The organism is Moritella sp., from assembly GCF_033791185.1.
Classification (GTDB): domain Bacteria; phylum Pseudomonadota; class Gammaproteobacteria; order Enterobacterales; family Moritellaceae; genus Moritella.
In genome coordinates this window covers 1-12726 of sequence record NZ_JASJHF010000325.1, presented here as the reverse complement: position 1 = coordinate 12726, position 12726 = coordinate 1, and the positions used below count along the sequence as shown (strand labels likewise).

At 41.4% G+C, this 12726-nt stretch carries 8 protein-coding genes; 7 read left to right on the top strand and 1 reads right to left on the bottom strand.

What is annotated here, in order from left to right; all coding sequences use genetic code 11:
• The 7 genes from gltB to QNK26_RS18645 all read left to right on the top strand — a co-directional run.
• The coding region (gene gltB / locus QNK26_RS18675) for a glutamate synthase large subunit (protein ID WP_319225643.1) at positions 1–4365 on the top strand (4365 nt) is incomplete at its 5' end.
• An 8-nt stretch (positions 4366–4373) separates the two neighbouring features.
• Positions 4374–5801, top strand: a complete 1428-nt coding sequence (locus tag QNK26_RS18670; protein WP_319225642.1) for an FAD-dependent oxidoreductase — start codon at positions 4374–4376, stop codon at positions 5799–5801.
• Between the two features lie 208 nt (positions 5802–6009).
• Positions 6010–7245, top strand: a complete 1236-nt coding sequence (locus tag QNK26_RS18665) for a YdiY family protein (protein WP_319225641.1) — start codon at positions 6010–6012, stop codon at positions 7243–7245.
• 74 nt (positions 7246–7319) lie between these two features.
• The gene (gene mtnN, locus QNK26_RS18660; RefSeq protein WP_319225639.1) at positions 7320–8015 is read left to right on the top strand and encodes a 5'-methylthioadenosine/S-adenosylhomocysteine nucleosidase; all 696 of its coding nucleotides are present in this window, start codon (positions 7320–7322) and stop codon (positions 8013–8015) included.
• A 28-nt stretch (positions 8016–8043) separates the two neighbouring features.
• Positions 8044–8955, top strand: coding sequence for a cobalamin biosynthesis protein (locus QNK26_RS18655; protein WP_319225638.1), 912 nt, complete (start codon positions 8044–8046; stop codon positions 8953–8955).
• Between the two features lie 43 nt (positions 8956–8998).
• A complete protein-coding gene (locus QNK26_RS18650) occupies positions 8999–9820 on the top strand; it encodes a cobalamin-binding protein (protein ID WP_319225637.1) in 822 nt (273 codons plus the stop codon).
• A 119-nt stretch (positions 9821–9939) separates the two neighbouring features.
• The gene (locus QNK26_RS18645; protein WP_319225636.1) at positions 9940–11382 is read left to right on the top strand and encodes a GNVR domain-containing protein; all 1443 of its coding nucleotides are present in this window, start codon (positions 9940–9942) and stop codon (positions 11380–11382) included.
• Between the two features lie 320 nt (positions 11383–11702).
• On the opposite strand, the gene QNK26_RS18640 is transcribed toward QNK26_RS18645, so the two are convergent.
• Positions 11703–12726: methyl-accepting chemotaxis protein (locus QNK26_RS18640; RefSeq protein ID WP_319225635.1), on the bottom strand; the 1024-nt coding region annotated here is incomplete at its 5' end.

The following is a 12726-nucleotide window of genomic DNA, read 5'->3' as shown; positions in this document are numbered from 1 at the left end:
ATATCATCATTAGACCGTATGCAACATAGGGGCGGTATCGCAGCAGATGGAAAAACAGGGGATGGCTGTGGTTTACTCATGCAGAAACCTGACAGTTTTTTCCGTGCTATTGCGATAGAAAATAATTGGAACCTAGGCAGTAATTACGCCGTGGGTATGATTTTTTTAAATCAGGATACCGATAAATCTGCAACAGCAAAGCAAATCATTAAAGAAGAACTCGAACGTGAAACACTGAATGTAGTAGGCTGGCGTGAAGTCCCTCTTAATACCAGTGTACTTGGCGAAATAGCCATGGCATCGCTACCTCAAATCCAACAGATATTTATTAGTGCACCTGCTGGTTGGGCTCCAAAAGATATTGAACGCCGTTTATACTTAACTAAACGTCGTATCGAAAAACGTATTACCGATGACAGCGATTTTTATATTGCCAGCCTATCAAACCTAGTCACTATCTATAAAGGTTTGTGTATGGCAGGCGATCTGCCAAAATTCTTCTTAGACCTTGCTGATCTACGAATGCAATCTGCAATTTGCTTATTCCATCAACGGTTCTCAACCAATACCTCGCCGAAATGGCCATTAGCACAACCGTTCCGCTTTATGGCGCACAATGGTGAGATTAATACCATCGAAGGTAACCGAGAATGGGCACGCGCACGTAGCTATAAATTTAGCTCACCACTACTCCCTGATATGCATGATGCGGCACCGTTTGTTAATACCAAAGGCTCAGATTCATCATCAATGGATAACATGCTTGAGCTATTCTTAGCCGGTGGTATGGATATTTTCCGTGCTTTCCGTCTGCTTGTTCCGCCAGCATGGCAAAATCACCCAAATATGGATGATGATCTGCGCGCATTCTATGACTTCAACTCTATGCATATGGAACCTTGGGATGGCCCAGCAGGTATCGTCCTCAGTGATGGCCGTTATGCTGCCTGTGGTCTAGATCGTAATGGTTTGCGTCCAGCACGTTATGTGCGTACCACTGATGGTTTAATTACAGTTGCCTCGGAAGTCGGTATCTGGGATTACACTGCCGATGAAGTTATCGAAAAAGGTCGTGTCGGTCCAGGTGAACTGCTGGTTATCGATACTGAAACAGGGAAGTTATGGACTTCTTGGGATATTGACCAAGAATTAAAAAGTCGTAACCCTTACCGTGAATGGTTATCAAATAACTCAACCAAATTAACGCCGTTCGAAGCGCTGCCTCCAGAAGCAATTGGCACGCGTACTTTTGATGACGAGCAACTCGCAACGTATCAAAAACAATTTGATTACAGCAAAGAAGAGCTCGATCAAATTATTCGCGTATTAGGTGAAAATGGTCAAGAAGCCACAGGCTCTATGGGTGATGATACACCGATGGCAGTACTGTCGACGAAAACGCGTTCGCTATATGATTATTTCCGCCAGAAGTTTGCGCAAGTAACCAACCCGCCGATAGATCCACTACGTGAAAATCACGTGATGTCACTGGCAACGTGTATTGGTCGTGAGCACAATGTATTTAACGAAACACATGGTCATGCCCATCGCGTACTATTTGATTCGCCAGTATTACTTTATTCTGACTTTAAACAAGTTACCGATTTAAGTAATGAATACTATAGAACAGCAACAATTAACCTGTGCTTTGATGGCCAAGCTGAAACCCTAGGTCGTGCAGTAGCACGCATTACAGCTGAAGCGGTTGAGCAAGCAGGATCTGGCGCGGTACTATTAGTCTTAACAGACCGTACACTGGCTAAAGATAATTTACCTATCCCAGCAGCAATGGCTGTCGGTGCGGTACAAACTGCATTAGTTAATGCAAGCCTGCGTTGCGATACCAATATTGTGGTTGAAACAGCAAGTGCCCGTGACCCACATCATTTTGCCGTATTGATTGGTTTTGGTGCGACCGCTATTTACCCGTACTTGGCTTATGAATCATTACGTAAACAGGTTGAAATTGGCACGATTAAACAAGACATAACGAAAACTTTATTAAACTACCGTAACGGTATTAATAAAGGTCTGTACAAGATCATGTCGAAAATGGGTATTTCTACCATTGCCAGCTACCGTTGTTCACAACTGTTTGAAGCTGTTGGTTTAGCCGATGAAGTGATCGAATTATGCTTTAAAGGCACCAGCAGCCGCATTAAAGGCGCTGATTTTAGCGACTTTCAGATTGATCAACAGAAATTAAGTAAACTAGCATGGACAACACGTAAGCCAACCGCGCAAGGCGGTTTACTTAAATATGTTCATGGTGGCGAGTACCACGCTTATAACCCTGATGTGGTTAGCACGCTACAAAAAGCAGTGCAAAGTGGTGAGTATGCAGATTACCAACAGTATTCAAAAGAAGTAAATGAGCGCCCGGTTTCAAGTCTGCGTGACATGTTACAACTGAAAACATCGGAGACACCGATTGCACTTGATGCTGTTGAACATGAAGATAACCTATTTAAACGCTTTGATACCGCCGCCATGTCAATTGGTGCATTAAGTCCTGAAGCGCATGAGTCACTGGCAATTGCGATGAATACCTTAGGTGGTAATTCAAACTCCGGTGAAGGTGGTGAAGATCCACGCCGTTTTGGTACCCTTAAAGTATCGAAAATTAAACAGATCGCCTCTGGTCGTTTCGGTGTCACACCACACTACTTAATGAATGCAGAAATCATTCAAATTAAAGTGGCGCAAGGTGCAAAACCCGGTGAAGGTGGACAACTACCAGGTCACAAGGTTACCGCTGAAATTGCCAAGTTACGTAATTCAGTGCAGGGTGTCACGCTTATTTCACCGCCACCGCATCACGATATCTATTCAATTGAAGATTTAGCTCAGCTGATTTTTGATATTAAGCAAATTAATCCAACTGTATTAGTATCGGTGAAATTAGTATCAGAACCCGGTGTAGGTACCATTGCGACAGGTGTTGCTAAAGCCTATGCCGATTTAATCACGATCTCTGGTTATGACGGCGGTACTGCTGCAAGTCCAATTACCTCAGTGAAATATGCTGGTAGCCCTTGGGAACTTGGCTTAGCAGAGACTCAGCAAGCACTGGTTGAAAATGGCTTACGTCATCGTATTCGCTTACAAGTTGATGGCGGTTTAAAAACCGGTCTAGACGTTGTAAAAGGGGCGATATTAGGTGCCGAAAGCTTTGGTTTCGGTACTGGCCCTATGGTGGCATTAGGCTGTAAATTCCTACGAATTTGTCACTTAAATAACTGCGCGACAGGTGTGGCAACACAAGATGAAAAATTACGTCAAGATCACTTCCATGGCCTACCGGAAATGGTGATGAACTACTTTAAGTTCATTGCCCAAGAAACCCGCGAAATCATGGCTTCGCTTGGCGTAACTCAGTTAACTGATTTAATTGGTCGTACCGATTTACTCGTACAACTGGACGGTTTAACGGATAAACAACGTAAACTTGATTTGTCTGGCATTACCTATAAACCACAGCCAAAACCAGGCTTAGGTATATATTGTCAAGCAACCAACGAACCGTACGATAAAGCTGAGCTTAACGAAGCGTTAATTGGCCATTACTTAGAATCAATCACTGAGAAATCAGGGTTATCAAGTAACTTCCCAATTAAAAATACTGACCGTTCTGTGGGTGCGCGTCTATCTGGCGAAATAGCGAAACAGCACGGTAACCAAGGTATGGCGTCAGACCCAATCACGGTTAACTTTACCGGTACTGCAGGGCAAAGCTTTGGTGTTTGGAATGCTGGCGGCTTGAACCTAAACCTGATTGGCGATGCCAACGATTACGTAGGTAAAGGCATGACCGGTGGTCGAATTGTTATTCGCCCAGAACCAGGTTCAGCGTTTAAATCAAATGAAGCGGTGATTGCCGGTAATACTTGTTTATACGGCGCATCCGGTGGCGAGTTATACGCAGCGGGTTTAGCAGGCGAACGTTTTGCCGTGCGTAATTCAGGCGCCAATGCGGTTATCGAAGGTATCGGTGATAACGGGTGTGAATACATGACCGGTGGTATTGTAACGATCCTTGGTAATACCGGCGTTAACTTTGGCGCAGGTATGACCGGTGGTTTTGCTTATAGCTATGATGAAGATGGTCAATTAGCATCGAAAATTAATTATGAACTTGTTGAACAACATGCAGTAACGGATTACCCAATGCACGTTGAACATCTCCGCGGTATTATCATTGAACACCTTGCACAAACATGCAGTCAGCATGCGCAAGAACTGCTTAATGAATTCGATACTGTGGTAAATAAATTCTTTATTATCAAGCCTAAATCAGCTGATATTAACGCATTACTTGGCCACAAATCACGCTCTGCTGCAGAGTTACGTGTCCAGGCTCAATAGGAGGGATCATGAGTAATAATGTATTTCAATTTGTCGATGTACAACGCATTGATCCAGATAAAAAGCCGTTAAAGATCCGTAAAGTCGACTTTATCGAAATTTATAAGCCTTTTACGTCGAACCAAGCAAAGATGCAAGCGGGTCGTTGTTTAGAGTGTGGTAACCCATATTGTGAATGGAAATGCCCTGTACATAACTACATTCCTAACTGGTTAAAGCTAGTTGAGGAAGGGCGTATTATTGAAGCGGCAGAACTTTGTCATGAAACCAACAGCTTGCCTGAAGTTTGTGGTCGAGTTTGCCCACAAGATCGTTTATGCGAAGGTTCTTGTACGTTAAACGATGACTTTGGCGCGGTAACGATTGGTAATGTTGAAAAATACATTACCGATGAAGCCTTTAAGCTCGGCTGGCGTCCAGATATGTCGAAAGTTGTTCGCAATGATAAAAAAGTAGCGATCATCGGCGCGGGTCCAGCCGGTCTTGCTGCTGCCGATATCTTAGTCCGTAATGGTGTAATGCCTGTGGTCTATGACCGTAATCCAGAAATTGGCGGTCTACTGACATTTGGTATTCCAGCATTTAAACTGGATAAAAGCGTAATGACGCATCGCCGTGAAGTATTCACGGAAATGGGCATCGAATTTTGCCTAAACACTGAAATTGGCCAAGATATCCAATTCAGTGAATTAGTTGCCCAATATGATGCTGTGTTTGTTGGTGTTGGTACCTACAAATACATCAATGGTGGTTTCGATAACGGCGCGGCACAAGGTGTTTATGATGCCCTGCCCTACCTGATTGCTAATACTAATCACCAACTCAGTTTTGAAAAGAGTGTTGATGAATTTATCAATTTAAAAGGTAAAACTGTCGTCGTGCTTGGCGGTGGTGATACCGCTATGGATTGTGTGCGAACAGCTGTACGTCAAGGTGCTAAAACTGTGTCTTGTGCTTACCGTCGTGATCAAATCAGCATGCCGGGCTCTAAACGTGAAGTTAAAAATGCCAAAGAAGAAGGCGTTAAATTCTTATGGAATTTACAACCACTTGATGTTGAGATTTCTAGTGATAAAAGTGCTGGTGACAAAGCTGTTGGTGTTAAAATGGTGAAAACCCGTTTAGGCAAGCCCGATGCAAATGGCCGTCGCCGCGCCGAACAAGTAATTGGTTCTGAACACGTGCTGAAAGCTGATGCGGTTATTCAAGCCTTTGGTTTCCAACCTGATCCTGCGCAGTGGTTATTGGATGAAGGTGTCACTACAAATAGCTGGAATGGTATTATTGCCCCAGCCGAAAGTGGCTTCCCATTCCAAACAGCAAATCCAAAAATATTTGCTGGCGGTGATGCCGTTCGAGGCTCAGATTTAGTGGTAACAGCGATTGATGAAGGCCGTCGGGCCGCCGAAGCCATGTTAGACTATTTAGCCGTTTAAATTGCTTATAAGATGAAGCTTTAAGCAATGCTGTTAGTTAAACGTTAAAGTCTGATATATCTAATTAAAAACGCTAGTATCAATGATACTAGCGTTTTTTTATGCGTTATTTTCATCTACAAAGACGATAATATATTTAATTATTGACGATTATTTTGTATCATAGTTATCAATTTAAAGGGAACTATGGCTCCAATACCTAATAACAATGAATTCGTTTAATACCCTCACCACAACTAAGCTAACATTAATTGTTATTAGTATCGCTTTTAGTTTTTTAAGCACGTTATTTAGCGCGCCAAGCTTTGCTGCCCGAGAAATAATCTTAGGCGATTATATTAAAACCCAAGAACCAAATACATCTAACGAGCCCACCAATATTAACAGTAATATTGCCGATAATACCGATGCAGTAACAACCACAGAAAACAGCCAAGAGATCATACTTGCAGACAGTTTAGGCATTGATGAAGATTGGATCTGGCTAAAATCAGGTGAATTTTTAATTGGTAGCATCGAAGATCTCTATGATGAAAAACTGGCTTTTGACAGTGATGACCTGGGTAATTTAAAAATTAAATGGACTGATATTAGCCGTATTAATAGTCGTCAGCTATTTACGATCCGGACCATTGACGGTGGTATTATTACTGGCACTATCGCGCTTGAAGATGGCATATTAATCATCAGTAACAATCGTCAACATAAAATACCACAAGAAGAATTAATGACGCTAATCGCAGGGCTAGAGACAGGTGGCAATATCTGGCAAGGCAAGGTAACCTTTGGTGCGAATCTCAGTTCAGGTAATACCGACAAACTTGAATATAATACCAACGCGGAGCTTTCCCGTCATACTACGACCTCACGGATAAAAACCTCATATACTGCTATTATTGGTGAAACAAATAACGTCCAAACAGATGAAAATCATCGCTTTTTAATGACCTATGATGTTTATAGCGACAAAGACCTATTTTTTAGACCTGTTGATTTAAGCTTGTATCGTGACCCATTACAAAATGTAAACAGTCGAATTAACTTGGGTATGGGTGTTGGTTATCAATTTATTGACGATGGCAATCAAGAATTAGAAATGAACTTAGGTCCCTCTTATTTATATACCAAGTATGAGTATGCTGACACACAAACCAGTAAGAGCGATTCGAGTCTCGCGGTCTCTGTGACTGTCGATTACGAACGTGAAATCCATGACCAGATTGATTTTGAGTTAAGTTATAAAATAACGGCAACAGAATCTGAGCTGGGTGGATTTCTACAAAATACCAAGTTAAACTTTGATATTGAACTCACCGATGTGCTTGATTTCGAAATCTCTTTTTATTGGGACCGAGTTAATAATCCGTTATCTGATGTCGATGGCAATCCATTAGAGAAAAATGACTTTCGACTGGCGTTTGGCTTGGGGGTTTCTTTTAATTAATACCTTAACGAAGAATTAATACCGCATCGAAACTGTGCTAGCATAGTCCCTTTCAAGACTGATTAGAGATAACAATGAAAATAGGTATTATTGGTGCTATGGAGCAGGAAGTTGAGATCCTGCGTGCACAACTAGACAACGTAACTACATTTACTCAAGCTGGTTGTGAGTATTATAGCGGGTCACTTGCTGGTCATGATGTAATTTTAAGCAAATCAGGGATTGGTAAAGTAGCTGCAGCGGTAGCTACAACACTACTACTTGAGCATTACAAGCCTGATTACATCATCAATACAGGTTCAGCTGGCGGTTACGATAAAACCCTTAAAGTGGGTGATGTTGTGATCTCAAGTGAAGTTCGTCATCACGATGTTGATTTAACTGTATTTGGCTACGAAATGGGCCAGTGTGCGCAAAAACCTGCGGCTTATATTCCAGATACTCGTCTTGTTGAAGCGGCAAAAAAAGCCATTTCAGCAGACAGTGACATTAAAACTATCGAAGGTTTAATTTGTACAGGTGATAGCTTTATGGCTGATCCGAAGAAAGTAGAAGAAGCACGTGCTAACTTCCCAACAATGGCTGCAGTTGAAATGGAAGCAGCGGCGATTGCACAAACCTGTCACCAATTTGACGTGCCGTTTGTCGTTATCCGCTCGCTATCTGATATCGCGGGTAAAGAATCACCAACGTCATTTGAAGAATACCTAGTTGTTGCAGCGAAAAACTCTTCAGCTATGGTAGTTAACATGCTTAAAGAATTAAAATAGCATGAATTTGGCCATGGATTGGACCAGTATGCAGTCAGTATTTATCTTACTGACTGCTATCATCATTGCGCGCTTACCACTCTGCCCACCACGCTATCATCCAACGCAACTTATCAACCACCTATTTAGCGCCATTGCAGCTAAAGTCAATAATGCCAAGCGCAGCCATCAGCAACAATACATTGCCGGCAGCCTTGCCACGATCATCATGCTGGTATTTATTTTAGCCATCGCCGTGGTCATTGAATTTATTGTGATTGAAAGCATCATCTTTGAATTACTGTTATTACTGTGTTTATTGCAGTGGGAAAAAATCAGTTTACCCGCAGTTGATTTAGGCGCGCTCGAAAAACAAACCATCATCAGCCAAATACAGCCACACATATTACGTGATTTAGACCAGTTATCCTTGCTCGGCTTACATAAAGCCAGTATCGAAAACCTGTGTTTACGTAATAGCTACCAATGGTTTGCAGTTATCTTTTGGTATAGCTGCTTGGGTATCTGGCCAGCCATCATTTATCGCGTAATACAATTGATGGCACATAACTGGAATTGCAAACTAACAGGTAATAGCCACTTTGGGCGCCCTGCTGCAGCCATATTGCAGTTATTAGCGTTACCATCTCATCTTATACTTGCATGCACATTACGTTGCTTACAACGCGCGACAAGCCCATTATCAAATTTAACGCTACAAGCAAAGAAATGGCATCACTTTGGCAGCGGCTTGTTATTATCCAGTTTTGCTTATAGCCTCGCAATTCAATTAGGAGGACCACGTAAATACCAAGGTGTGATGCATCGTTTTAGTCAACTTGGTCATACTGAGCCAGTACAGCGCGATGATATCAAACGCGCACAACAAAAACTGACCTGGGCATGGCTCTTATGGGTCTGTTTTATCAGCGCCATTTATCTGCTTATCTCGATTAACTAAGCCCACTTATATTCAAATTCACTTTTTATCATAATGAGTATTTATGCCTTGTTACGCTCGGTTCGTCACACTATTTATCGCCGTATTATCATTTCCCGTCCAAGCACAATATCCACAACGTATCGTCTCGCTCTCACCGCATACCACAGAACTGGTTTTTGCGGCTGGCGCAGGCGATAGACTCATCGGTGTCAGCGCTTACTCAGATTACCCTGAAGCGGCCAAAGCAATACCGATCGTCGCGAGCTCACAGCAAATCAACATCGAAACCATACTCGCGCTAAAACCCGACATGATTATTTACTGGCAACAAGGTAACTCAGCCGCTGATATCAATCAGCTTAAAAAATTTGGCATTCCAGTTTACGCTTCAAAAACAGGTGGATTAGCGGATGTCGCCACACAAATAGAAAAACTTGGACAAGTATTTGGAACTCAATCTATTGCTGATCCCGTCAGCGTTCAGTACCGTAAAGATTTAGCCAATTTACGTGATGAATATAAACATAACCCGAAACAAGATTTGTTTTATCAAGTTTGGCCAACCCCGTTAATGACCGTCGCTAACGATCCTTGGTTACAAGAGCAATTTGAACTCTGTGGTTTTAATAACGTATTTAATGATAGCCCCGTTCCCTACCCGGTGATAAACGTAGAGCAAGTGCTAGTGAAGCAACCAGCGGTGATCGTGGCAGGTTCAGTCAATGATGCAGAATTAGCACAATGGCAGACCTGGCAGAGTATTCCAGCAGTCAAAAACGGCAATATATTTAGGGTAAACCCCGATGTATCACACCGTTTCTCTCCTCGTGTTCTTGACGGCATTAAAACATTATGTGAAATTGCCTTAACAACCCAAAAGTAGTTTTAACAATCTAATCTAATCTAAAGCAATAATGTTGCTATAATTCAAACAACTAACTAAAGTTATTAATATCAGGATCAATACAATTTAACGTCGCTGACAAGGATAACCGCTAACAAATGAATGCGTGGGCTTGGTTATATCGTAGCTATGATATCCTTTGGCGAAAACGCATTTATTTGCTGATCCCGATATTAATCATGCCTATCATAGGTTACCAAGTTGGCCGTAGCATTCCAGAAAGCTATTATTCTGATACCACTATTTTATTGCAAGAACGCAGTATTCTAAATCCTATTTTAGCCGAGTTATCCCTGCCCCTTAATATTCAATCACGTTTTAAAACCATCAACATTATGGTAAAACGTAAGCAGGTACTGTTGGTGGCGGCCACACAAGCAGGGTTAATCAAACTCGGCGACACCGATAAGCAGCAACAAAGAATAATTAATAAGATAAAAGGAGCGCTCACGCTATCACTCTCAGGTACAGACCTGATAAAAATCACCATGACCTGGCCAGATCCAACCCAACTAACGATCATATTAAATATAGTCAGTGAACAATTTATTCTACGATTAATAAAGCCAAATCAAGACGTCGCACTCAACAGTAAAATTTTTCTTGGTCGGCAACTAAACCAACAATATATTCTACTACAACAAGCTGAACAGGCTCTGTTTAGCTATCAATTTAAACATGCTAGCGTCATTCCTGAGTTATATGAAGCCAGAGAAACAGCGCTATTAAGCATTAACAAGAGTTTGCACAATAAAGCGCAAGCGTTAGCTTTACTGCAATCTAAATTATCAGTTTTAACAAAAAAGTTAATACTCACTAATCCCGCCGCTCAGTATATTGATAATAAAATAACCCAACTCGAAACAGTAAAAGTGCAACAGTTAGCACATTACACTGACGCGCATTCCAAAATTAAAGCAACAAATCAACAAATAAAAAGCTTACAACAACAGCGACAAGCATTACACAACGCGATACAAAACCAGCAATCACTCGAACTATTATTAAACCGCATAACCAGGCTTACGAAATACGCTTTAACAACCCAAATAACCCCGCTATTACTTAATCAACTCAAGGAGTATGAAGGTTATAAAAGTGCCATTCTTAAGACTAAACTCGAATTGACTAAACACCAAGAACAGCGACAACACTTCCAACAAAATCAAGCTAAATATGTGGTAATAGAGCAAGAACTACTACGCTTAACACGTAATTTCACTAATCAAAATAAGCTCTACTTAGATCTGCTAACACGTTATGAAATGGTGTCGATTAGTTATGCGCTTGGTGAATACGAATCAACCAGCAACATTAAAATTATCACCCCACCTTTCATTCCCGAACAAGCGATTAACTTATCCATTTTCATCTACATATTGTTAGGATTGTTATTAGGGTTGATACAAGGTATTGCGATTAGCTTAACCCTATCAACAACACAAGATACGCTATGGCACGAAAGTGAAATTGCTCATGCCACAGGTTTAAGAATCATCACTCGAGTGCCTTTAATCGCGTCATCATCAACGACTAACTGAGAGATAGTTTGGATGTATCTTAACTTTCGACATCAATAACTTAACAATCATTAAAAATAAACCACCAAAAATACGATATCAATAGTTGCATATTAAAGTTAATAAGCTATATTTAAATTAGAAGCCGAAACAGCTGACCACTTCATTGGTCAAACAGATGTAATTACATCGTATTTGAACTTTCAATGCCGGCGTGCTTGGTTATCTCACTCTAACTTCGGGTTAGCGATTTCGAATAAAACAGCATTCAGATTACAAAAAAGCTCACTAAATAGTAGTGAGCTTTTTTGTATCTATAAAACCAGACAATAACAATCGGTTTAATGGCTATTTACTATCGTCATCAGACGTGTAGACATATCGTTAAGCTCATCACTGACTTGCAATAACTCGCCAATACTTTGATTCATGGCCTGCGCACTTAACTCATTAGCCTTAGTGACTGAGGTTACTTGCTCACTTGCAGACAATACCCCATTAATATTTTTATTCGTACTAACGACATGAGTGGTCACAGAGCTTATTTGACCACTCATGTTGGTCACCGCATCAATAATTTCGGCAAATGTTTCTGCGTTGGTCTCAACAGCTTCATAACCATTGTTTACATCTGATGCACTTTTTTCGATGAGTAGCTTAATTTCATTAGCAGATTCTGTACTACGCTTTGATAAATTACGTACTTCGTCTGCCACCACAGCAAATCCTCGTCCCAATTCACCAGCCCTTGCCGCTTCAATCGCCGCATTGAGTGCCAGTAAATTAGTTTGATTGGCAATATCGGTGATCACCATAATCGCTTTTTCAATCGCATCATTACTGGTTTTAATATCCGACATAGACGTGATGGTCGCGGTCATCGCAATCGAACTGTTATCAGCCTGCTCCTCTGCGCGCAGGGAGTCATTACTCACTGCTTGAATAATATCACTGGTATTTTCAACCAAAGCAGCAGTATCTTGCAGTAAATAGTTAATATGGTTGGTTGCAGACACTTGCTCACCGACACCGCCATCGATGTCTTTGGCATATTGTGACATAACCGTTAAATGGCTAGTTAGATCGCGAGAAGTTTGCATTAACTGCGTAACGGTATCACCAACTTGATTAAATAATTGCTGTAACTCTGCACGGCTTTGTTCAGCAACCTGTGACGAAGATTCGGCGGCCAATAACGCCGCATGATTACTCTCTATCGCGATACTGCGTAATCTATTGTTGTAATGATTTGAAAACCAAATAGCAAGAGGAGGTAATAGCAAGGCTGAATAATGTTCGATATTGGCATCTTTAGCTGATAACGCTAATTGTGGTAATTCATAACCCGTATAATCCATAAATATC

What these genes read in the sequence shown, in the direction of transcription:
- mtnN (WP_319225639.1), top strand. Translation starts at nt 7,320, where the DNA reads ATGAAAATAGGTATTATTGGTGCTATGGAGCAGGAAGTTGAGATCCTG.
- QNK26_RS18670 (WP_319225642.1), top strand. Translation starts at nt 4,374, where the DNA reads ATGAGTAATAATGTATTTCAATTTGTCGATGTACAACGCATTGATCCA.
- QNK26_RS18650 (WP_319225637.1), top strand. Translation starts at nt 8,999, where the DNA reads ATGCCTTGTTACGCTCGGTTCGTCACACTATTTATCGCCGTATTATCA.
- QNK26_RS18665 (WP_319225641.1), top strand. Translation starts at nt 6,010, where the DNA reads ATGAATTCGTTTAATACCCTCACCACAACTAAGCTAACATTAATTGTT.
- QNK26_RS18655 (WP_319225638.1), top strand. Translation starts at nt 8,044, where the DNA reads ATGCAGTCAGTATTTATCTTACTGACTGCTATCATCATTGCGCGCTTA.
- QNK26_RS18645 (WP_319225636.1), top strand. Translation starts at nt 9,940, where the DNA reads ATGAATGCGTGGGCTTGGTTATATCGTAGCTATGATATCCTTTGGCGA.